The organism is Streptomyces sp. NPDC059454 (genome assembly GCF_042749965.1).
Lineage (GTDB): Bacteria > Actinomycetota > Actinomycetes > Streptomycetales > Streptomycetaceae > Streptomyces.
The window spans coordinates 16146-37537 of the sequence record NZ_JBHYVC010000074.1; the positions used below are offsets into that span (position 1 = coordinate 16146).

20 protein-coding genes are annotated in these 21392 nt (G+C 71.7%); 17 read left to right on the top strand and 3 right to left on the bottom strand.

Annotated features, from left to right (window positions below; genetic code table 11):
• Window positions 1-109: 109 nt before the first annotated feature.
• Window positions 110-1912 carry a glycoside hydrolase family 15 protein gene (locus tag ACFXAE_RS32005; protein WP_384721817.1) on the bottom strand — a complete coding sequence of 601 codons (1803 nt, stop codon included), beginning with the start codon at window positions 1910-1912 and terminating at the stop codon, window positions 110-112.
• Window positions 1913-2373: 461 nt separating this feature from the next.
• Here ACFXAE_RS32005 and ACFXAE_RS32010 point away from each other — a divergent pair, with 461 nt between their 5' ends.
• The 12 genes from ACFXAE_RS32010 (at window position 2374) to ACFXAE_RS32065 (ending at window position 15471) form a co-directional block, all read left to right on the top strand.
• Window positions 2374-4023, top strand: a complete 1650-nt coding sequence (locus ACFXAE_RS32010; RefSeq protein ID WP_384721757.1) for a CTP synthase — start codon at window positions 2374-2376, stop codon at window positions 4021-4023.
• 119 nt (window positions 4024-4142) lie between these two features.
• Window positions 4143-4769 carry an NUDIX domain-containing protein gene (locus ACFXAE_RS32015; RefSeq protein ID WP_384721760.1) on the top strand — a complete coding sequence of 209 codons (627 nt, stop codon included), beginning with the start codon at window positions 4143-4145 and terminating at the stop codon, window positions 4767-4769.
• A gap of 161 nt (window positions 4770-4930) precedes the next feature.
• Window positions 4931-6988 (top strand): tetratricopeptide repeat protein, encoded by a 2058-nt coding sequence (locus ACFXAE_RS32020; protein WP_384721763.1) that lies wholly within the window; start codon window positions 4931-4933, stop codon window positions 6986-6988.
• A 136-nt stretch (window positions 6989-7124) separates the two neighbouring features.
• Window positions 7125-8249: an alanine dehydrogenase gene (gene ald / locus ACFXAE_RS32025; protein ID WP_384721767.1), complete on the top strand. Its 1125-nt coding sequence runs from the start codon at window positions 7125-7127 to the stop codon at window positions 8247-8249.
• A gap of 446 nt (window positions 8250-8695) precedes the next feature.
• Window positions 8696-9832 (top strand): ParA family protein, encoded by a 1137-nt coding sequence (locus tag ACFXAE_RS32030; protein WP_384721770.1) that lies wholly within the window; start codon window positions 8696-8698, stop codon window positions 9830-9832.
• Window positions 9817-10368 carry a hypothetical protein gene (locus tag ACFXAE_RS32035; protein WP_384721773.1) on the top strand — a complete coding sequence of 184 codons (552 nt, stop codon included), beginning with the start codon at window positions 9817-9819 and terminating at the stop codon, window positions 10366-10368. Before ACFXAE_RS32030 ends, ACFXAE_RS32035 begins: the two co-directional genes overlap by 16 nt.
• 18 nt (window positions 10369-10386) lie before the next feature.
• Window positions 10387-11571, top strand: coding sequence for a segregation and condensation protein A (locus tag ACFXAE_RS32040; protein ID WP_384721776.1), 1185 nt, complete (start codon window positions 10387-10389; stop codon window positions 11569-11571).
• Entirely contained in the window at window positions 11568-12221 is a 654-nt protein-coding gene (scpB, locus tag ACFXAE_RS32045; RefSeq protein WP_384721779.1) for an SMC-Scp complex subunit ScpB, read from the top strand. Before ACFXAE_RS32040 ends, scpB begins: the two co-directional genes overlap by 4 nt.
• The gene (locus ACFXAE_RS32050; protein ID WP_384721782.1) at window positions 12221-13336 is read left to right on the top strand and encodes a pseudouridine synthase; all 1116 of its coding nucleotides are present in this window, start codon (window positions 12221-12223) and stop codon (window positions 13334-13336) included. The genes scpB and ACFXAE_RS32050 overlap by 1 nt, the downstream gene beginning before the upstream one ends.
• A 99-nt stretch (window positions 13337-13435) precedes the next feature.
• Window positions 13436-14155: an NUDIX domain-containing protein gene (locus ACFXAE_RS32055; protein ID WP_384721785.1), complete on the top strand. Its 720-nt coding sequence runs from the start codon at window positions 13436-13438 to the stop codon at window positions 14153-14155.
• Window positions 14152-15174, top strand: a complete 1023-nt coding sequence (locus tag ACFXAE_RS32060) for an ADP-ribosylglycohydrolase family protein (protein WP_384721787.1) — start codon at window positions 14152-14154, stop codon at window positions 15172-15174. The genes ACFXAE_RS32055 and ACFXAE_RS32060 overlap by 4 nt, the downstream gene beginning before the upstream one ends.
• A 3-nt stretch (window positions 15175-15177) precedes the next feature.
• Entirely contained in the window at window positions 15178-15471 is a 294-nt protein-coding gene (locus ACFXAE_RS32065; RefSeq protein WP_384721790.1) for a DNA polymerase beta superfamily protein, read from the top strand.
• Here the strand turns inward: ACFXAE_RS32065 and ACFXAE_RS32070 are convergent.
• Both ACFXAE_RS32070 and ACFXAE_RS32075 read right to left on the bottom strand, forming a co-directional pair.
• The gene (locus tag ACFXAE_RS32070; RefSeq protein WP_384721793.1) at window positions 15397-16140 is read right to left on the bottom strand and encodes a DNA polymerase beta superfamily protein; all 744 of its coding nucleotides are present in this window, start codon (window positions 16138-16140) and stop codon (window positions 15397-15399) included. The two genes, ACFXAE_RS32065 and ACFXAE_RS32070, sit on opposite strands and share 75 nt — an antisense overlap.
• 22 nt (window positions 16141-16162) lie before the next feature.
• Entirely contained in the window at window positions 16163-16579 is a 417-nt protein-coding gene (locus ACFXAE_RS32075) for a Rieske (2Fe-2S) protein (protein ID WP_384721796.1), read from the bottom strand.
• Window positions 16580-16768: 189 nt separating this feature from the next.
• Between ACFXAE_RS32075 and aroH the strand changes: the two genes are divergently transcribed.
• The 5 genes from aroH to der all read left to right on the top strand — a co-directional run bounded on the left by aroH (window position 16769) and on the right by der (window position 21289).
• Window positions 16769-17131, top strand: coding sequence for a chorismate mutase (aroH, locus tag ACFXAE_RS32080; protein ID WP_384721799.1), 363 nt, complete (start codon window positions 16769-16771; stop codon window positions 17129-17131).
• Window positions 17128-18213 (top strand): prephenate dehydrogenase, encoded by a 1086-nt coding sequence (locus tag ACFXAE_RS32085; protein WP_384721802.1) that lies wholly within the window; start codon window positions 17128-17130, stop codon window positions 18211-18213. The genes aroH and ACFXAE_RS32085 overlap by 4 nt, the downstream gene beginning before the upstream one ends.
• Before the next feature lie 176 nt (window positions 18214-18389).
• Window positions 18390-19076, top strand: a complete 687-nt coding sequence (gene cmk / locus ACFXAE_RS32090; protein WP_384721805.1) for a (d)CMP kinase — start codon at window positions 18390-18392, stop codon at window positions 19074-19076.
• On the top strand, window positions 19073-19720 hold the full coding sequence (locus tag ACFXAE_RS32095; RefSeq protein ID WP_384721808.1) for a lysophospholipid acyltransferase family protein: 648 nt from the start codon (window positions 19073-19075) through the stop codon (window positions 19718-19720). The genes cmk and ACFXAE_RS32095 overlap by 4 nt, the downstream gene beginning before the upstream one ends.
• Before the next feature lie 78 nt (window positions 19721-19798).
• Entirely contained in the window at window positions 19799-21289 is a 1491-nt protein-coding gene (der, locus tag ACFXAE_RS32100) for a ribosome biogenesis GTPase Der (RefSeq protein ID WP_384721811.1), read from the top strand.
• Window positions 21290-21392 lie beyond the last annotated feature (103 nt).

Here is a 21392-nt window from a genome sequence, read left to right on the forward strand (position 1 = left end):
GCCGGCCCGGTGCCGCGCGTGTGCGGTGCCCGGCAGTGCGGTGACAGCGGCCGGGCCGGCCGCACCGGCGGGCAGGAGGCGGCGCCGGATGTGTCCGGAATGCGCGGCCTCAGCCCCCGTACGCCCCGGAGGCGGTCAGCCGCAGGGCCGTGTCGATGAGCGGCACGTGGCTGAAGGCCTGCGGGAAGTTGCCGACCTGGCGCTTCAGGCGCGGGTCCCACTCCTCCGCCAGCAGACCGAGGTCGTTGCGCAGGGAGAGCAGCTTCTCGAAGAGCTTCCGCGCCTCGTCCACCCGGCCGATCATCGCCAGGTCGTCCGCCATCCAGAACGAGCAGGCGAGGAACGCGCCCTCGTCGCCCGGCAGGCCGTCGACGCCCTCGTCCTGCCCCTCCGTCGGGTAGCGCAGGATGAACCCGTCGGAGGTGGACAGCTCGCGCTGGATCGCCTCGACGGTGCCGATCACGCGCTTGTCGTCCGGCGGCAGGAAACCCACTTGCGGGATCAGCAGCAGGGAGGCGTCCAGCTCCTTGGAGCCGTAGGACTGCGTGAAGGTGTTGCGTTCCTTGTCGTAGCCCTTCTCGCACACGTCCCGGTGGATGTCGTCGCGCAGCTGCTTCCACTTCTCCAGCGGGCCGTCGGCGTCGCCGGACTCGATCAGCTTGATGGTGCGGTCGACGGCGACCCAGGCCATCACCTTGGAGTGCACGAAGTGGCGGCGCGGGCCGCGCACCTCCCAGATGCCCTCGTCCGGCTCCTGCCAGTGCTTCTCCAGGTAACGGATCAGCTTCAGCTGGAGCAGCGAGGCGTAGTCGTTGCGGGCCAGGCCGGTCATGTGGGCCAGGTGCAGGGCCTCGGTGACCTCGCCGTACACATCCAGCTGGAGCTGGTGCGCCGCGCCGTTGCCGACCCGGACCGGGGCGGAGTCCTCGTAGCCGGGCAGCCAGTCCAGCTCCGCCTCGCCGAGCTCGCGCTCACCGGCGATGCCGTACATGATCTGCAGGTTCTCCGGGTCGCCCGCCACCGCGCGCAGCAGCCACTCGCGCCAGGCGCGGGCCTCCTCGCGGTAGCCGGTGCGCAGCAGCGAGGACAGGGTGATGGCCGCGTCCCGCAGCCAGGTGTAGCGGTAGTCCCAGTTGCGGACGCCGCCGATGTCCTCGGGCAGGGAGGTGGTGGGCGCGGCCACGATGCCGCCGGTCGGGGCGTACGTCAGTGCCTTGAGCGTGATCAGGGAGCGGACCACGGCCTCGCGGTAGGGGCCGTGGTAGGTACAGTGCTCCACCCACTCGCGCCAGAACTCCTCGGTCGCCTCCAGCGACTGCTCGGGCTCCGGCAGCGGCGGCGGCTGCTTGTGCGACGGCTCCCAGGAGATGGTGAACGCGATCCGCTCGCCCGGCGCGACGGTGAAGTCCGCGTACGTGGTCAGCGACTCGCCGTAGGGCTGTACGGAGGTGTCGAACCACACGGAGTCCGGACCCGCGACGGCGACCGTGCGCCCCTCGTGCCGGTGCACCCACGGGACGATCCTGCCGTAGGAGAAGCGCATCCGCAGCGCCGAGCGCATGGGCACCCGGCCCGAGACGCCCTCCACGATCCGGATCAGCTGCGGGGCGCCGTCGCGCGGGGGCATGAAGTCCGTCACCCGGACCGTGCCGCGCGGGGTGTCCCACTCCGACTCCAGGATCAGCGAGTCGCCGCGGTAGCCGCGCCGGGTCGCCCTGGGCGGCTCGGCGTCGTCGGAGTGCGCGGGACCCAGCCGCCAGAAGCCGTGCTCCTCGGTGCCCAGCAGGCCGGCGAAGATGGCGTGCGAGTCGAAGCGGGGCAGGCACAGCCAGTCCACCGTGCCGTCCCGGCAGACCAGAGCAGCGGTCTGCATGTCTCCGATGAGTGCGTAGTCTTCGATGCGCCCGGCCACGTGCAACTCCAGTCGAACGGCCACGTCACCCCTCAAGGGGGTTGTCGCTGATGCGGTCAAGGGGTTTGGGAATACGTCGTTGAGCTGTGAAGCAAAGCAGTCGCTCGGCGGTGAATGCAAAGCGCCAATCTATGCTCAACGAACTGACGAGCTCACGTTGTTCCGGAAGTCACGGGCGGGGGTGGTGCCGTTCGGCCGGCCGGGCTCGGCAGAGAGTGTCCGAGCAGGATACGACGCACGTAGATGATCTGTGCGCCGCTCCGGGCAACCCGGCTCCGCCGAATGAGTGAGCAGGGGGTGAGGGTCCCGTGAGCGGTACTTCCCTGTCGCGGCGCGTGCGCGGAGCGTGGCCGGACGCCATCCCCGCGCCGCGCTGATACGCTGGTAGCCCGTGGACCGGTGGGCGAGAAAGCCCCGGAACCGCACCCACAGATCGCGACCACGGGAGCCCCCTCTTGGCCATGCCGCCCAAATCTTCGACGACCAAGCACATCTTCGTCACCGGGGGTGTCGCCTCCTCGCTCGGCAAGGGGCTCACCGCCTCCAGCCTGGGCATGCTGCTCAAGGCCCGGGGCCTGCGCGTCGTGATGCAGAAGCTGGACCCCTACCTCAACGTCGATCCGGGGACGATGAACCCCTTCCAGCACGGTGAGGTGTTCGTCACCAACGACGGCGCCGAGACCGACCTGGACATCGGCCACTACGAGCGGTTCCTCGACCGCGACCTGGACGGCTCCGCCAACGTCACCACCGGTCAGATCTACTCGACGGTGATCGCCAAGGAGCGGCGCGGCGAGTACCTCGGTGACACCGTGCAGGTCATCCCGCACATCACCAACGAGATCAAGCACCGCATCCGCCGCATGGCGACCGACGAGGTCGACGTGGTGATCACGGAGGTCGGCGGCACGGTCGGCGACATCGAGTCGCTGCCGTTCCTGGAGACCGTCCGTCAGGTCCGGCACGAGGTCGGCCGCGACAACGTGTTCGTGGTGCACATCTCGCTCCTGCCGTACATCGGTCCCTCGGGCGAGCTGAAGACGAAGCCGACCCAGCACTCGGTCGCCGCCCTGCGCAACATCGGTATCCAGCCGGACGCGATCGTGCTGCGCTGCGACCGCGAGGTGCCAACCGCGATCAAGCGGAAGATCTCGCTGATGTGCGACGTCGACGAGGCCGCCGTGGTCGCCTGCCCCGACGCCCGCTCGATCTACGACATCCCGAAGGTCGTGCACTCCGAGGGCCTGGACGCCTATGTCGTGCGCAAGCTGGACCTGCCGTTCCGGGACGTGGACTGGACGACCTGGGACGACCTGCTCGACCGCGTCCACAACCCCGACCACGAGATCACCCTCGCCCTGGTCGGCAAGTACATCGACCTGCCCGACGCCTACCTCTCGGTCACCGAGGCGCTGCGCGCGGGCGGCTTCGCCAACAAGGCCCGCGTGAAGATCAAGTGGGTCACCTCCGACGACTGCAAGACCCCGGCCGGCGCCCAGGCGCAGCTCGGCGACGTCGACGGCATCTGCATCCCGGGCGGCTTCGGCGACCGCGGTGTGCTCGGCAAGGTCGGCGCGATCAAGTACGCCCGCGAGAACCGGATCCCGCTGCTGGGCCTGTGCCTGGGCCTGCAGTGCATCGTGATCGAGGCCGCGCGCAGCCTCGCGGACGTCTCGGACGCCAACTCCACGGAGTTCGACCCGGGCACCGCCCACCCGGTGATCTCCACCATGGCCGAGCAGCTGGACATCGTCGCCGGTGAGGGCGACATGGGCGGCACCATGCGGCTCGGCATGTACCCGGCCAAGCTGGCCGAGGGCTCGATCGTGCGCGAGGTGTACGACGGCAAGGAGTACGTGGAGGAGCGCCACCGGCACCGCTACGAGGTGAACAACGCCTACCGCGCGGAGCTGGAGAAGAAGGCGGGCATCGTCTTCTCCGGCACCTCCCCGGACGGCAAGCTCGTCGAGTACGTCGAGTACCCGCGCGAGGTCCACCCGTACCTGGTCGCGACCCAGGCGCACCCGGAGCTGCGCTCGCGTCCGACGCGTCCGCACCCGCTCTTCGCGGGCCTGGTGAAGGCCTCGGTCGAGCGGAAGATCTCGAAGTAGCACACCCGGTTGTACGGTTGCCGGGGCGCGAACCTTCAAAAGGTGCGCGCCCCGGCCACTTTTTCGCACAGGTGCACGCACGGCACGCGCACGGCCGCCGTACGTCGGGAAGGACAGCCATGACGATCAAGGACACCCCGGAGGAGTGGGAGATCCGCGGGACCGGGACCCCGTTCACGGGCAACAAGACCTCCGTCCGCACCGACGACGTGGTCATGCCCGACGGGACCGTGGTCCACCGCGACTACCAGGTCCACCCGGGATCCGTGGCCGTCCTCGCCCTCGACGACGCCGACCGGGTGCTGGTGCTGCGCCAGTACCGCCACCCCGTGCGCCACAAGCTGTGGGAGATCCCGGCCGGCCTGCTCGACGTCCCCGGCGAGAACCCGCTGCACGCCGCCCAGCGCGAGCTGTACGAGGAGGCGCACGTCAAGGCGGAGGACTGGCGGGTGCTGACCGACGTCTACACCACACCCGGCGGCTGTGACGAGGCCGTACGGATCTTCCTGGCCCGGGGGCTGTCCGAGGCCGAGGGCGAGCGCTTCGAGGTCGAGGACGAGGAGGCCGACATGGAACTGGCCCGGGTCCCGGCCGAGGAGCTGGTGCGCGGCGTGCTGGCCGGTGAGCTGCACAACAACTGCCTGGTGGTGGGCGTCCTCTCGCTGGTCGCCGCGCGGGCCGGTGACGGCCTGGACGCGCTGCGTCCGGCTCAGGCGCCGTGGCCGGCACGTCCGTTCGAGGCCTGATCCCCTCCTCAGCATGGTGATATGACCATCGGCTGATCCGATCGGGGGACGTACCCGCCGCGCTCCACCGGGAACGTCGCAGAGCGTGAACTAGGCTCTGGAAAACGCCCGGTCCGGAGTCCCGGCGGGCTTGCGCGCGCGGTGGGACGGGAGTGAGGCCCGTGACGGATCAGGCGGTGGACCCAGACGGTGTGCGGCTCCTTCGGGACGCCGCCGACGAGGGTCGATTCCTGGGCCGTACGAGGGAGTTGAAGGAGTTGCGCGCCGACATCGAGCGCGCGGGACTGGACACCCTCTCCGGCCGCAAGGCGCCCCGTGCGCGCGTGCTGCTCATCGCCGGCCGGCCCGGCTCCGGCCGGAGTGCCCTCGCCGGAGAACTCGTACGCCAGGTCGCCGACCGTTACCCCGACGGCGTGCTGCGTGCCCGGCTGAGCGAACCCGACGGCACCCGCGTGCCCGTCGAGCGCGCCGCGCGGGAGCTGCTCGACGCGCTGGAGACGCCCGCCCCCGCCGGGGCCGACGCGGACGAACTCGGCGAGGCGCTGCGCACCGCGCTGGCCGACCGCCGGGTGCTGCTCCTGCTGGACGACGCGGCCGACGCCGAGCAGGTCGACGCGCTGCTGCCGGACAACCCGGACTGCCTGGCCGTCGCCGTCTCCTCGGGGCCGCTGACCGGCATCGCGGACGTCCGCCCCTGCACCCTCGGCGGCCTCGACACCAAGTCCGCGGTGGAGGTGCTGTCCCGGTTCACCGGATCGGTGCGCGTCACGGTCGACCCCCGGGCCGCCGAGCGGCTCGCCGAGCAGTGCCAGGGCCAGCCGGCCGCCCTGGTGCTGGCCGGGGGCTGGCTCGCCGCCCGGCCCAAGGCCGCCGTCGCCGACCTGGCCAGGCAACTGCACACGGACCCCGGCCAGGACACCGTCGTCAGCCGGGTCCTGAGGCTCGTGCACGCCTCGCTGCCCGCGTCGGCCGCCCGCACCCTGCGGCTGCTCAGCCTCGCCCCGGCCGGTCTGATCGACCCGCACACCGCCGCCGCCCTCGCCGGCTGCTCGGTGGAGTCCGCCCACGCCACCCTGGACGACTTCGTCGCCCACGGGCTGCTGCACACGGTGGCCTCGTCGCTTCCGCAGTACGAGGTGCCCTGCTGTCTGCAGCCCCTGCTGAGCGCCCTCGCCGAGGACCATGAACGGCCCGCCGAGCTGCGGCTGGCCCGCGCCCGGATGCTGGAGCGGACCGTACGGCTGCTCCAGTCGTGCAGGGCCATCACCGAGACCGACAGCCTCCTGGCGCGCGAAAAGCTCCTGGGAATGCCGCGCGCCCTGCGCTTCCCCGGCCCGCGGGCCGCCGCCGACTGGCTGCGCGTGCGCCGTCCCGCCCTGCTGGCCTGCGCGCGGCTCGCGGTCGCCGACGGGGAGCTGGACACCCTGGCCCGGCGCCTGATGTCCCAGCTGGTGCGGGCCATGGTGGCCCACTTCGGCACCCAGGCCGCCGCGAGCGACCTGTACGACATCCACGGCCTGGTCCTCGACGTCGCCGAGCGCCGGAACCTGCCCCGCGAGCGGGCGGCGGCCCTGCTGAACCTCGGTGACCTCGACGCCCGCACCGGCCGCACCGCCGACGCCCTGGGGCGCTACCGGGACGCGCTGGACGCCGGACGCGAGGCGAACGACCCGTACGCGACCGGCCGCGCGATGGAATCCGTGGGCGGCGCCCATCTGGAACTCGGGGACTACGACCGGGCCGCCGACTGGTTCGGCCGCGCCCTGGTCGAGCGGCTGGCCCGCGGCGAGCACGAGGACGCCGCCCGGCTCTACGGCCGTATCGGCGCCGCTCACACCTACGCGGGCCGCTACGGCGAGGCACTGCGCAACTGGCGCGCGGCCGTCGCCGGACACCGCAGGAACGGGGACGTGGCCGCACAGGCGCGGGCGCTGAGCGAACTGGCCCGGGTGCAGGAGTACGCGGGGCGGCTCGACGAATCGCTGCGCACCTGCCAGGAGGCCGTGGACTGGGCGCGCCGGGCCGAGGACACCCGCCTGCAGGCCGCGCTGCACCTGAGACTCGCCGACTCCTTCGAGCACCTCGGCGACCCCGCGTCGGCCGCGCTGCACCGGGGCACGGCCGAGCGCATGCTGGCAGAAGAGGCCCTGGACGACGACTCCGAGCCGGAACACGGAGCTAACACCTGCGAAATCCGTAGCTCATCCGCTGAAGATTGAAGCAATGAAAGGCTAGACAGCGGGAACACCTTCATTAAACTGGCTCTGCCGCACCATCTCCTGCGGTCTCTCCCGGTGTGCCCGTGTGGGCCCGGGTATGTGCAGTGACATCCCCATACCCTCTGAGCCAAGGACCGTGATCGACGTGAAGGTCGGCATCCCCCGCGAGGTCAAGAACAACGAGTTCCGGGTGGCCATCACCCCCGCCGGCGTGCACGAACTGGTGCGCCACGGTCACCAGGTCGTCATCGAGCGCGGCGCCGGCGTCGGCTCCTCGATCCCGGACGGCGAGTACATCGCCGCCGGCGGGCAGATCCTGGACACCGCCGACGAGGTCTGGGCCGCCGCCGACCTGCTGCTGAAGGTCAAGGAGCCCATCGCGGAGGAGTACCACCGCCTGCGCAAGGACCAGACCCTCTTCACCTACCTGCACCTGGCCGCGTCCAAGGAGTGCACGGACGCCCTCCTGGAGTCCGGCACCACCGCGATCGCCTACGAGACCGTCGAGCTGGCCGGCCGCGCGCTGCCGCTGCTCGCCCCGATGTCCGAGGTCGCGGGCCGGCTGGCCCCGCAGGTCGGCGCCTACCACCTGATGCGCGCCAACGGCGGTCGCGGCGTGCTGCCCGGCGGTGTCCCCGGTGTGCTGGCCGGCAAGGCCGTCGTCATCGGCGGCGGCGTCTCCGGCTGGAACGCCGCGCAGATCGCCATCGGCATGGGCTTCCACGTGACCCTGCTCGACAAGGACATCAACAAGCTCCGCGAGGCGGACAGGATCTTCGGCACGAAGATCCAGACCGTCGTCTCCAACGCCTTCGAGCTGGAGAAGGCATGCCTGGAGGCCGACCTCGTGATCGGTGCGGTCCTCATCCCCGGCGCCAAGGCCCCGAAGCTGGTCACCAACGAGCTGGTGTCGCGGATGAAGGCGGGAAGTGTCCTTGTCGACATCGCGATCGACCAGGGCGGCTGCTTCGAGGACTCCCACCCGACCACGCACGCCGAGCCGGCCTTCAAGGTCCACGAGTCGGTGTTCTACTGCGTCGCCAACATGCCCGGCGCGGTGCCCAACACCTCCACCTACGCACTCACCAACGCCACGCTGCCGTACATCGTCGAACTCGCCGACCGCGGCTGGGTGGAGGCGCTGCGCCGCGACCCAGCGCTCGCCAAGGGCCTCAACACGCATGACGGCAAGGTGGTTTACAAGGAGGTCGCCGAGGCGCACGGTCTGGAGCACGTGGAGCTCGCCTCGTTGCTCGGCTGAGCCGCCGAGGCGGTAAGTCGACCAAGTCGCCGACCGTCAAAGGCGATACTCCCCCGATCCCGGCTTCGCTCGATCGGGGGGACCCCGTCATGTGTCGTCAACGTCATGTGTCAGGCCGGACCTTGTCCCACAAGGTCCGGCCTGATGTGTGTATGGTCACTTCCTGATTCGGGGGCAATTCGCCTCGAACGTAACCCTTCTACCGATTCGCACACCCGTGAAACCTGCCGTGCGACGGCCGTACGCCCTTGACAGAGGGATGTTTCATTGCCGACACATCGGGTCGGGTCCGGCGGATTGTGTTGCTGCGAACGGTCGACACGCCATAGAGTCGCCAATCGTCGGCATGGTGCCACGCTGACCTGTCTAGAAGTTTCCTGGTCACCAAGGAGGTAAGACGACTTGTGAATGAGTCGACATTTACTCCCGGAGGTGGTCAACCAGGAATGCCTGCGCCGGACCAGGGGCCCGCGGGATTCGCTGCTGTCGGCTCCGTAGCTGTGCGCACCTTCGCAGCCCACCGGAGTCACCGGACTTCGGTGGTGACTCAACCAGCACACCAGAGCATGGATGGCCATCACGTGAACGCCATGGCCGGCGACGGAAGTGGCGCGCCCCACAGCCATTTCGCCGACTACGACGAACTGCCCGAGGGGCACTTCTACGATCCCGACGCCGAGTACGAGCCCGATCCCGAGTACGCGGCCACGCTCGCGCCCGACGCGGCGCGCCAGCGCCGTGAGCGCGTGGGCCCGACCGGGCGCCCGCTGCCGTACTTCCCGATCCCGGGTCCGCTGACCGACCACGGTCCCGCGAAGATCATCGCGATGTGCAACCAGAAGGGCGGCGTCGGCAAGACCACGTCGACCATCAACCTGGGTGCCGCGCTCGCGGAGTACGGACGCCGGGTGCTGCTCGTCGACTTCGACCCGCAGGGCGCGCTGTCGGTCGGTCTCGGCGTCAACCCGATGGAACTCGACCTCACCGTCTACAACCTGCTCATGGAGCGGGGCATGGCGGCCGACGAGGTGCTGCTGAAGACCGCGGTCCCCAACATGGACCTGCTGCCCAGCAACATCGACCTGTCGGCGGCCGAGGTGCAGCTGGTGAGCGAGGTCGCGCGCGAGTCCACGCTGCAGCGGGCGCTGAAGCCGCTGATGGACGACTACGACTACATCGTGATCGACTGCCAGCCCTCGCTCGGCCTGCTCACGGTCAACGCGCTGACCGCCGCGCACAAGGTGATCGTGCCGCTGGAGTGCGAGTTCTTCGCGCTGCGCGGTGTGGCGCTGCTGACCGAGACCATCGAGAAGGTCCAGGAGCGGCTCAACCCCGACCTGGAGCTCGACGGGATCCTCGCCACGATGTACGACTCGCGCACGGTGCACAGCCGTGAGGTGCTCGCGCGTGTGGTCGAGGCGTTCGACGACCACGTCTACCACACGGTCATCGGGCGCACGGTCCGCTTCCCGGAGACCACGGTCGCCGGTGAGCCGATCACCACGTACGCGTCCAACTCCGTCGGTGCCGCCGCCTACCGCCAGCTCGCCAGGGAGGTGCTCGCCCGGTGTCACGCCGAGTGAGTCTGCCGGGGGCCGACGAACTCTTCCGTACGACAGGGGGGACGGCGCTCCAGGCGTCGACCCCCAGGCGCCAGGCCAACGGCGACGCCCGTGTCCCCGCACCCGCGGGGGAGGGCGACGCGGCGGCCGCAGTGGAGGACGCGCCGCAGTCGGTGCCCGCGCAGGGCGGTGACGGCGAGGGCGCGGAGCACGTCGCGGCGGACGCGGAGCCGGACGGGGCCGGGGAGTCCCGCAGCCGCGACGCGGCAAGCTCCGGGCGGCGTCAGGCGCCGCAGGACGGCGCGGCCCAGCGCAAGCGGGGGCGAGCGGCGTCGCGGCGGCCCAGCGGCCGTGAGCGGCACGACGAGAAGATCACCGTGTACGTGTCCGCCGAGGAGCTGATGGACCTCGAACACGCGCGTCTGGTGCTGCGCGGCGAGCACGGACTGGCGGTGGACCGGGGCCGGATCGTCCGCGAGGCGGTCGCCGTGGTCCTCGCCGACCTGGAGAGCCGTGGGGACGCCAGCATCCTCGTACGACGCCTCCGGGGACGGTAGCGGTAGCCTGCGGAGGCCATGACCTCGAACGACGCGCCCGACCCCGACCCCGGCAACCGGCCGAACCGCCGTCGCGCCCTGGGCCGGGGCCCGGGAGCGGCCCCGCCGACGCCCGCGCCGGACGAGCGGAAGCCCGCGCCGGCCGACCCGGCCGCCGAGCAGGGGGCGCCCGAGGAGGGCGCGGGCGCGGAGATTCCCGTGGGGCCTTCAGCGGTTGGGCCGGGAATGCCACTGGTGCGGGAGGCTGCCCCGGCAGCAGGGCCGAAGGCCCTGGGCGCCGGCGAACCCGGTCCCGCGGTGGAGGAGGCGTTCGGGGCCGCGGTGCCGGGTGACTCCCGGGCCGGGGCGGAGCCCGCAGGCGGTGCTTCGGGGGCCGGCGCCGGCGAGGACGACGACGGGCGGTTCAAGGTCCGACTGGCGAACTTCGAGGGGCCGTTCGATCTGCTGCTGCAGCTGATCTCGAAGCACAAGCTGGACGTCACCGAGGTCGCGCTGTCCAAGGTGACCGATGAGTTCATGGCGTACATCCGGGCCATGGGGCCCGACTGGGACCTGGACGAGACGACCGAGTTCCTGGTCGTGGCGGCCACGCTGCTCGATCTCAAGGCGGCCCGGCTGCTGCCCGCCGCCGAGGTGGAGGACGAGGCCGACCTCGCCCTCCTCGAGGCCCGGGACCTGCTGTTCGCGCGGCTGCTGCAGTACCGCGCGTACAAACAGATCGCCGACATCTTCAGCCGGCGCCTCGACGACGAAGGCCGCCGCTACCCCCGTACCGTCGGACTCGAACCGCACCACGCCGAACTGCTGCCCGAGGTCGTCATCAGCATCGGCGCCGAGGGCTTCGCCAGGCTCGCCGTCAAGGCGATGCAGCCCAGGCCCAGGCCGCAGGTGTACGTCGACCACATCCACGCCCCGCTGGTCAGCGTGCAGGAGCAGGCCGGGATCGTCGTCGCCCGGCTGAAGGAGCTGGGCGAGGCGAACTTCCGGGCGCTCGTCGAGGACACGGACGACACCCTGACCGTCGTGGCCCGGTTCCTCGCCCTGCTGGAGCTGTACCGCGAGAAGGCCGTCGACCTCGACCAGGAGACCGCGCTCGGCGAACTGACCGTGCGCTGGACCGGAGGGGACGAAGACGCCGCGCCGACGGTCACCGACGAGTTCGACCGGCCGCCGGAGCAGCCCGAGGAGGAGAGGAAGCCGTGAGCGAGGAGACGACCGGGATCCCCGCCGGGCCGCGCACCGTCGCGGAGCTCGACCTCAAGCCCGCCCTCGAGGCGGTCCTCATGGTCGTGGACGAACCCGCGACCGAGGAGCACCTGGCGAAGATCCTGGAGCGCCCGAAGCGCCAGGTCGCGGACGCGCTGCGCGAGCTGGCCGACGAGTACACCGTCCAGGGCCGCGGCTTCGAACTGCGCCTCGTCGCGGGCGGCTGGCGCTTCTACAGCCGCCCCGAGTACGCCACCGCCGTCGAGGGCTTCGTCCTGGACGGCCAGCAGGCCCGGCTCACCCAGGCCGCGCTGGAGACCCTCGCGGTCGTCGCCTACCGGCAGCCGGTCAGCCGCAGCCGCGTCTCCGCGGTGCGCGGAGTCAACTGCGACGGCGTGATGCGCACCCTCCTGCAGCGCGGTCTGATCGAGGAGGCGGGCACGGAACCCGAAACAGGTGCGATCCTGTACACGACGACGAACTACTTCCTGGAGCGGATGGGCCTGCGCGGTCTGGACGAGCTCCCGGAGCTCGCGCCCTTCCTCCCGGAGGCGGAGGCGATCGAGGCCGAGACGCTGGAAGCGGTCCCGTCGTTCGATCCGGACGCCCCGGATTCCGAGGACGCAGACGACAAGACGGAACTTTGATGCGAAGCAGCAGCGGCAGGAACAGCAGCGGAAACAACGGCGGGAGCCGTGGTGGCAACAGCGGCGGCCGCGGCGGGAGCGGCGGTGGCCGCGACAACCACCGTGGCGCCGGTAACAACCGCGACAACCAACAGGGCGGCCGTCCGAAGAAGCCGCGCCCGGAGGAGCGGCGCTACGACGTGGGACCCGGTGCCACCCAGGACGGTCCGAAGTCGGGCCGCGGCCCTTCGGCCCGTGGCGGCGCCAAGGGCGGTCCGAAGAGGCCCCAGCAGCGGGGGCGCAGCGCCCCGGCCACGTCCCGCGAGTACGAGACGCGGGCCGAGGAGCGCAACCGCGAGCGGTACGCGGGCAAGAAGGACGTCAAGCTGCCCAAGACCTTCCCCGGCGCCGAGCAGGAGGGCGAGCGGCTGCAGAAGGTGCTCGCCCGCGCGGGCTACGGCTCCCGGCGTGCCTGCGAGGAGCTGATCGAGCAGGCGCGGGTGGAGGTCAACGGCGAGATCGTCCTCGAGCAGGGCAAGCGGGTCGACCCGGAGAAGGACGAGGTCAAGGTCGACGGCCTGACCGTCGCCACCCAGTCGTATCAGTTCTTCTCGCTGAACAAGCCCGCCGGTGTCGTCTCCACGATGGAGGACCCGGAGGGACGTCAGTGCCTCGGCGACTACGTCACCAACCGCGAGACCCGGCTCTTCCACGTCGGCAGGCTTGACACCGAGACCGAGGGCGTCATCCTGCTCACCAACCACGGTGAGCTGGCGCACCGGCTGACCCACCCCAAGTACGGCGTGAAGAAGACGTACCTGGCGGCCATCGTGGGCCCGATCCCGCGCGACCTGGGCAAGCAGCTCAAGGACGGCATCCAGCTGGAGGACGGCTACGCGCGCGCGGACCACTTCCGGGTCGTGGAGCAGACCGGCAAGAACTACCTCGTCGAGGTGACCCTGCACGAGGGCCGCAAGCACATCGTGCGCCGCATGCTCGCCGAGGCCGGCTTCCCGGTCGACAAGCTGGTGCGCACCGCCTTCGGGCCGATCACTCTGGGCGACCAGAAGTCGGGCTGGCTGCGGCGGCTGTCGAACACCGAGGTCGGGATGCTGATGCAGGAGGTCGACCTCTAAGGGCTGTCGACCTCCAAGGGCTGTCGGTCTCCAAGGGCTTGTGCGCCCGACCCGCACCCCCTTTAATAGTCACTGCGACTATTAAAGGGGGTGCGGGTCATGGACGGCTACGACAGGTACGCCTTCGAACCGTTCGCCGTCACCGTCGACCTCGCCGTGTTCACCCTCCGCGCGGGCGCGCTGCACGTGCTGCTCGTCGAGCGCGGCCGGGAGCCGTACGCCGGGCGGTGGGCGCTGCCCGGCGGCTTCGTCCGGCCGGACGAAGCCGCGGAGCGCGCCGCGCGGCGCGAACTGGGCGAGGAGACCGGGCTGACGGACGTGTCCGGGCTGCATCTGGAGCAGCTGCGGACCTACAGCGAACCCGACCGCGACCCCCGGATGCGGGTGGTCTCCGTCGCCTTCGCCGCACTGCTGCCCGACGCGCCCGAGGCGCACGGCGGCAGCGACGCGGCGCAGGCCCGCTGGACGCCGTACGACTCCGCGCGGGAGCTCGCCTTCGACCACGACCGGATCCTGGCCGACGCGCGGGAACGCGTCGGCGCCAAGCTGGAGTACACCTGCCTCGCCACCGCCTTCTGCCCGCCCGAGTTCACCCTCGGCGAGCTGCAGCAGGTCTACGAGACCGTGTGGGGCACCACCCTGGACCGGCCCAACTTCCGGCGCAAGGTGCTCGCCACCCCGGGCTTCGTCGAGGCCGTCCCCGGTGCCGCGCGCCTCACCGGCGGCCGGGGCAAACCCGCCGCGCTCTACCGCGCGGGCACCGCCACCGCCCTCCACCCGCCCCTGCTCAGGCCGACCCCGGAAGGACGTCCCGCATGACCACGACCACCGTCACCAAGCGCGCCGCGACAGGTGCGCTCACCGGACTCGCCCTGGGGGACGCGCTGGGCTTCCCGACCGAGTTCAACGACGTGCCGTCGATCCTTGCCAAGTTCGGCCCCTGGCGGGGAATGGACCTGCCCAGGCCGGCGATCGTCACCGACGACACCCAGATGACCCTCGCGCTCGGCAGAGGGCTGCGCACGGCCATGGACCGGGGGCCGCTCACTCCGAAGCGGCTGGCGCGGCCGGTGCGCGAGGAGTTCGTGGAGTGGTGGCGGTCGCCCGAGAACAACCGCGCCCCGGGCAACACCTGCCTCAAGGCCTGCTGTCTGCTGGCCCGCGACGACCGGCCCTGGCAGGACGCCTCCCAGATCGGCTCCAAGGGCTGCGGCGCCAACATGCGCGTCGCCCCCATAGGCCTGGCCCCCGGCCTGAGTGACGAACAGCGCGCGGGCGCCGCCCAGTTGCAGTCCGCCCTCACCCACGGCCACCCCACCGCGCTCGCCGCCTCCGACCTCACCGCACACGCCGTGCGGCTGCTGGCGGAGGGCGCCGAGCCGACCGGCCTGATCGGACTGCTGCGCTCCTACGCCTACGAGAACCGCACCCGTTACCACGAGTTCTGGCTCGGCGACCTGTGGACCCGCGCCCAGGATCCCACCCCCGAGCACTTCATCGCGCGCGGCTGGGACGAGTGCCTGGAGGTCCTGGAACGCCTCCGGGACGCCGTGCGCACCGTCTCGTCCGAGACCGACCCGTGCCTGGCCACGGGGGAGGGCTGGATCGCCGAGGAGGCCCTGGCGACCGGCCTGCTCTGCTTCCTCCTCTTCGTCGACGAGCCCCTCACCGCCCTGCGCCGCGCAGCCTGCACCGCGGGCGACTCCGACTCCATCGCCTGCCTCACGGGCGCCTTCGCCGGCGCGTATCTGGGCGCGGACGTCTGGCCCGCCGAATGGGCGGACCGCATCGAGTACCGGGGCGAGCTGCTGGCGCTGGGAACGCTCTGGGACGCCTGACCGATGATCGACGCCCTGGACCGCGACCTGAGCCCGGTGATCGCCGAACAGCCCGATCCGGTGCTGTTCGCCACCGTCTCCGGCGCGCACCTGTACGGCTTCCCGTCCCGCGACTTTGACGTGGACCTGCGGGGCGTGCACCTGCTGCCCGCCGTCGACCGCGTACGCGTGCGGGCCGACGTGGAGCGGCTGCACGGCGTGCTGGACGAGGCGCAGGGGGCGTCAGCCCTGCCCGACGCCCCCACCGCGTACGACGCCCTGCACGACCTCGTCGTACGGATCCGCCTGAAGGGCTGAGGCGCGACGGGTGCGGACGAGGAAGTCCTCGACCCGGCGCCGGTCCGGCGCCTCGGGCAGCGGACTGCGCCGGGCGGCCCGCGCGCCCTCCTCCGCCAGCCGGGCCATCCAGGACTCCACCTCGGGCCAGGGCACCTCGCCCCGCTTCACCGCGAGCAGCGGCTCGCGCTCCTCGCCCACGTCGATCGTGAGGGTGCCCGTGCGGAGCAGGTCGCGGGCGCTGACCAGCAGGCGGAGCAGGTGCATCGCCTGCTTCCAGCGCGGGGCGCCGTGGGCGCGGACGTCGGCTTCCAGTGTGCGGCGCCGGCCGTGGGCGTAGCGGGTGAACGTCTCGTGGACCCTGCGGGAGAGGAACGCCTCGCGCAGGGACAGCAGCTCGCGGCCGGTGGCGTCGGCGTGTTCCACCAGCGGGGAGTGCAGGCACTCCAGGATGTTGGGGTTGGCGCGCAGGGCCAGCTCGCAGAAGCGTTCCAGCTCCCAGCTGAACTGCTCCTCGGCCGGGCCCTCGACGTGCGTCGGCGGCTTCCCGAAGCGCCAGAACAGGGGAGCGGGCGCGAGGAAGACGCCCCGGCGGTCGGTGTCGCTGCCCTCCGTGGCGAGACCGAAGGCACGCGAGCCCATGACACAGGCGTAGATCGTGTGGTCGCGGACCAGGGTCTCGGGGCGCATGCCCGGGAGCGTACGCGGTGGGTCACGCCCGGCGGATCGAATTTCCCTCCACCGTGATCCGCTCCCCGGGCAGCGGCCGGGTCGCGGGGCCCTGCTCCACCGAGCCGTCGGTGATCCTGAAGCGGCTGCCGTGGCAGGTGCAGTTGACGGTGCCGTCCGCGACGTCGGCCACGACACAGTTCTGGTGGGTGCAGATCGCCGAGAAGGCCTTGAAGTCACCCTCCTCGGGCTGGGTGACCACGATCTTCTCGTCCGCGAGGACCGTGCCCCCGCCCACCGGGACGCCGGCGGTCGAGATCAGCTCCTGTCCGGCGGCGTCCGGCGAGGTGCCGCCCCCGCCGCCGTCTCCGCCGTTCCCGCCGTCCGAGCCGCAGCCCGCGACCAGCGCCGCCGCACCGGTGGCGAGAAGGACCGTGCGGCGCGTCGCACGAGGGGTCATGTCATCACTCCCGGAGGTCGCGGTTCCCGCATCCTGACACCGAACGTGCCACATGAGAAGCGATTCGCGACAAAATACAATCAAAAGCGCATATCGCCCGTCTCAGCGGGCGGGCGCCCGGCGCCGCCCCCGCGCGGGCTGACTACGCTGGACGACCGAACAGCACACATGTCTGCAAGGAGCATCGTCGTGGCGGTACGCGCGGTCCGGGGGGCCGTCCAGTTGGAGCGGGACGAGTCCGGTCACATGGAGGAGCAGGTAGGCGCGCTGCTCACCGCGATCATCGAGCGCAACGGCCTGCACACCGACGACCTGATCAGCCTCTGGTTCACGGCCACGCCCGACCTGCACAGCGACTTCCCGGCCGCCGCCGCCCGCAGGCTCGGCATCGTCGACGTCCCCCTGATCTGCGCCCAGGAGCTGGACATCGAGGGTGCCATGCCCCGCGTCGTCCGGGTCCTCGCGCACATCGAGTGCGACAAGCCCCGCGCCGACGTCGCGCACGTCTACCTCGGCGCGGCGGCCGCCCTGCGCAAGGACATCGCCCAGTGAGAACCGCACTCGTCATCGGCACCGGACTGATCGGCACGTCCGCCGCCCTCGCCCTGTCCCGGCGGGGCGTCGTCGTCCACCTCGCCGACCACGACCCGGAGCAGGCCCGTACGGCCGCCGCGCTGGGCGCCGGCACGGACGAGGCGCCCGACGGGCCGGTGGACCTGGCGATCGTCGCCGCCCCGCCCGCCCACGTGGCCGACGTGCTCGCCGACGCGATGCGGCGCGGTGCGGCACGCGGCTACGTCGACGTGGCCAGTGTCAAGGGCGGACCACGCCGCGAGCTGCGGGAGCGCGGGCTCGACCTGGCCCCGTACCTCGGCACCCACCCGATGTCCGGCCGTGAGCGGTCCGGTCCGCTGGCCGGCACCGCGGACCTCTTCGAGGGGCGGCCCTGGGTGCTGACCCCGACCCGGGACACCGACACCGAGGTGCTGAACCTCGCCCTGGAGCTGGTCTCGCACTGCAGGGCCGTGCCCGTCGTCATGGACGCCGACGCCCACGACCGGGCGGTGGCCCTCGTCTCCCACATGCCCCACCTGGTGTCCAGCATGGTCGCCGCGCGCCTGGAGCACGCCGAGGAGGCCGCCGTACGGCTGTGCGGGCAGGGCATCCGGGACGTGACCCGGATCGCCGCCTCCGATCCCGGGATGTGGATCGACATCCTCTCCGCGAACCCCGGGCCGGTCGCCGACCTGCTCACGGACGTCGCCGCCGACCTGGAGGAGACCGTGCGCGCCCTGCGCGCGCTGCAGTCCTCCGACGAGGACAAGCGTCGTGAGGGCAGCACCGGCATCGAGGACGTGCTGCGCCGCGGCAACGCCGGTCAGGTCCGCGTCCCCGGCAAGCACGGCTCCGCGCCGCGCGTCTACGAGACCGTGACGGTGCTCATCGACGACCAGCCCGGCCAGCTGGCCCGCATCTTCGCGGACGCCGGGCGCGCCGGCGTCAACGTCGAGGACGTCCGTATCGAGCACGCCACCGGACAGCAGGCCGGTCTGATCCAGCTCATGGTGGAGCCCAAGGCGGCCCCCGTCCTCATCTCGGGGCTGCGGGAGCGGGGCTGGGCGATCCGGCAGTGACGGTCCGGCGCGGGCCCGGGGCGGGGGCCCGGGGCGGAGGAAGGCCCTGGGGCGGTCCTTCCCCGAAGGGCCGGATCGTCCGCTTGTCGGAAGGGTTCCGGGGGGCCGGTAATCTGGTGCGGGGCGTGTCCGCGCCCCGCACACACCACTCCACCGCACCAGGAAGGTGTTCTTCCGTGGAAAACGGCGCCGCCCAGCCCGTGATTGTCGCCATCGACGGCCCCTCCGGCACGGGCAAGTCGAGCACGTCGAAGGCCGTGGCGGCGCAGCTCGGCCTGAGCTACCTGGACACCGGCGCCCAGTACCGGGCGATCACCTGGTGGATGGTGACCAACGGCATCGACATCGACGACCCGTCCGCGATCGCCGCCGTCGCCGGGAAGCCCGAGATCGTCTCCGGTACGGACCCCCAGGACCCGACGATCACCGTCGACGGCGTCGACGTGGCCGGCCCGATCCGCGGCCAGGACGTCACCTCCAAGGTCTCCGCGGTCTCCGCGGTCCCCGAGGTGCGGACCCGGATCACCGAACTGCAGCGGTCCATCGCCGCCTCCGCCGTCACCGGCATCGTCGTCGAGGGCCGCGACATCGGCACCACCGTGCTGCCCGGCGCCGACCTGAAGATCTTCCTCACCGCCAGCGCGGAGGCCCGTGCCGCCCGCCGCAGCGGCGAGCTCAAGGGCGCCGACCTGAACACCACCCGCGAGGCCCTGATCAAGCGGGACGCGGCCGACTCCGGCCGCAAGACCTCCCCGCTGGCCAAGGCCGGCGACGCGGTCGAGGTGGACACCACCGACCTCACGCTCCAGCAGGTCATCGAGTGCGTCGTCACCCTCGTCGAGGAGAAGCGGGCCGGGAAGTGACCGACGTCCCATCGGCGCGGAGCGCCGAGGTCGGCCGGCGCATCGGCGTCGGCCTGATGTACGGGCTGTTCAAGCCGCGTGTGCTGGGCGCCTGGCGGGTGCCCGCGGCCGGCCCGGTGATCTTCGCCGTGAACCACTCCCACAACATCGACGGTCCCATGGTCATGGGCGTGGCACCCCGGCCGACACACTTCCTGATCAAGAAGGAGGCGTTCGTCGGCCCGCTCGACCCGTTCCTGACCGGCATCGGCCAACTGAAGGTGGACCGGCACAGCACCGACCGCACGGCGATCTCCCGGGCGCTGGGCGTGCTGGAGCAGGGCGGCGTCCTCGGTATCTTCCCGGAGGGCACGCGGGGCGAGGGCGACTTCGCCGCGCTCCGCGCGGGGCTCGCGTACTTCGCCGTCCGCGGCGGCGCGCCGATCGTGCCGGTGGCCGTCCTGGGAAGTTCCGAGCGGCCCGGACGGTTGATAAAGGCGCTGCCCCCGTTGCGCTCCCGCGTCGACGTCGTCTTCGGCGACGCCTTCGACGCCGGCGACGGCAGCGGCAGACGTACGCGCAAGGCGCTGGACGAGGCGACCGAACGCATCCAGAAGCAGCTCACCGCGCACCTGGAAAACGCCAGGCGCCTCACCGGGCGCTAGGCGACACTGAGTAGTGGATCACCCCCGCATACGGGGCGTTCCACCGATCACCACGATGAACGCAGAGGTACGGACTTCATGAACGACCACATCCAGCCCGACGGCTCGGACGCGTACGAGGGTGCGCACGAGCACGACCACGGGGCGCTGGGCGATGCCGAGTTCGCGGAGTTCATGGAGCTCGCCGCGGAGGAGGGCTTCGACCTCGAGGACGTCGAGGGCGCCATCGAGGCGGCGGGCCACGGCCCGCTGCCCGTGCTCGCCGTCGTCGGCCGTCCCAATGTCGGCAAGTCGACCCTCGTGAACCGCATCATCGGCCGCCGTGAGGCGGTCGTCGAGGACAAGCCGGGCGTCACCCGCGACCGCGTCACCTACGAGGCCGAGTGGGCGGGCCGCCGCTTCAAGGTCGTCGACACCGGCGGCTGGGAGCAGGACGTCCTCGGCATCGACGCCTCCGTGGCCGCCCAGGCCGAGTACGCCATCGAGGCCGCCGACGCGGTCGTCTTCGTCGTGGACGCCAAGGTCGGCGCGACCGACACCGACGAGGCCGTCGTCCGGCTGCTGCGCAAGGCCGGCAAGCCGGTCGTGCTGTGCGCCAACAAGGTGGACGGCCCGAGCGGCGAGGCCGACGCGTCCTACCTGTGGGCCCTGGGCCTGGGGGAGCCGTACCCGGTCTCCGCGCTGCACGGCCGCGGTACCGGCGACATGCTGGACCAGGTCCTGGAGGTGCTGCCTCAGGCCCCGGCGCAGACCTTCGGCACCGCCGTCGGCGGCCCGCGCCGCATCGCCCTGATCGGCCGCCCGAACGTCGGCAAGTCCTCCCTGCTGAACAAGGTGGCGGGCGAGGAGCGGGTCGTCGTCAACGAACTGGCCGGCACCACGCGTGACCCGGTCGACGAGCTGATCGAACTGGGTGGCGTCACCTGGAAGTTCGTCGACACGGCGGGCATCCGCAAGCGCGTCCACCTCCAGCAGGGCGCCGACTACTACGCCTCGCTGCGCACCGCCGCCGCCGTCGAGAAGGCCGAGGTGGCCGTCGTCCTCATCGACGCCGCCGACTCCATCTCGGTGCAGGACCAGCGGATCGTCACCATGGCCGTGGAGGCGGGCCGCGCGATCGTCCTCGCGTACAACAAGTGGGACACCCTCGACGAGGAGCGCCGCTACTACCTGGAGCGGGAGATCGAGACCGAGCTCGGCCAGGTGGCGTGGGCGCCGCGGGTGAACGTCTCGGCGCGCACCGGCCGGCACATGGAGAAGCTGGTCCCGGCCATCGAGACGGCCCTGGAGGGCTGGGAGACCCGGGTCCCGACGGGCAGGCTGAACGCCTTCCTCGGCGAGCTGGTCGCCGCCCACCCGCACCCCGTGCGGGGCGGCAAGCAGCCGCGCATCCTGTTCGGCACCCAGGCGGGCACCAAGCCGCCGCGGTTCGTGCTGTTCGCCTCCGGCTTCATCGAGGCGGGGTACCGGCGGTTCATCGAACGCCGGCTGCGGGAGGAGTTCGGCTTCGAGGGGACGCCGATCCACATCTCCGTGCGGGTGCGGGAGAAGCGCGGCAGGAAGAAGTAGCCGACGGCGGGCACGGTGAAGGGGCGGTCCCGGCCGGGACCGCCCCTTCACCCGGCCCCGGGGGGGCGCCCCAGCGCGGGGGCCGCGGCAGTCCCGGCGGCGC

Bases quoted from the DNA above. Each gene is read 5' to 3' on its own strand.
- ACFXAE_RS32010 (WP_384721757.1), top strand. From the start codon at position 2,374: ATGCCGCCCAAATCTTCGACGACCAAGCACATCTTCGTCACCGGGGGT.
- ACFXAE_RS32015 (WP_384721760.1), top strand. From the start codon at position 4,143: ATGACGATCAAGGACACCCCGGAGGAGTGGGAGATCCGCGGGACCGGG.
- ACFXAE_RS32030 (WP_384721770.1), top strand. From the start codon at position 8,696: ATGCCTGCGCCGGACCAGGGGCCCGCGGGATTCGCTGCTGTCGGCTCC.
- ACFXAE_RS32040 (WP_384721776.1), top strand. From the start codon at position 10,387: ATGACCTCGAACGACGCGCCCGACCCCGACCCCGGCAACCGGCCGAAC.
- ACFXAE_RS32050 (WP_384721782.1), top strand. From the start codon at position 12,221: ATGCGAAGCAGCAGCGGCAGGAACAGCAGCGGAAACAACGGCGGGAGC.
- ACFXAE_RS32055 (WP_384721785.1), top strand. From the start codon at position 13,436: ATGGACGGCTACGACAGGTACGCCTTCGAACCGTTCGCCGTCACCGTC.
- ACFXAE_RS32060 (WP_384721787.1), top strand. From the start codon at position 14,152: ATGACCACGACCACCGTCACCAAGCGCGCCGCGACAGGTGCGCTCACC.
- ACFXAE_RS32065 (WP_384721790.1), top strand. From the start codon at position 15,178: ATGATCGACGCCCTGGACCGCGACCTGAGCCCGGTGATCGCCGAACAG.
- ACFXAE_RS32070 (WP_384721793.1), bottom strand. From the start codon at position 16,140: ATGCGCCCCGAGACCCTGGTCCGCGACCACACGATCTACGCCTGTGTC.
- ACFXAE_RS32075 (WP_384721796.1), bottom strand. From the start codon at position 16,579: ATGACCCCTCGTGCGACGCGCCGCACGGTCCTTCTCGCCACCGGTGCG.
- der (WP_384721811.1), top strand. From the start codon at position 19,799: ATGAACGACCACATCCAGCCCGACGGCTCGGACGCGTACGAGGGTGCG.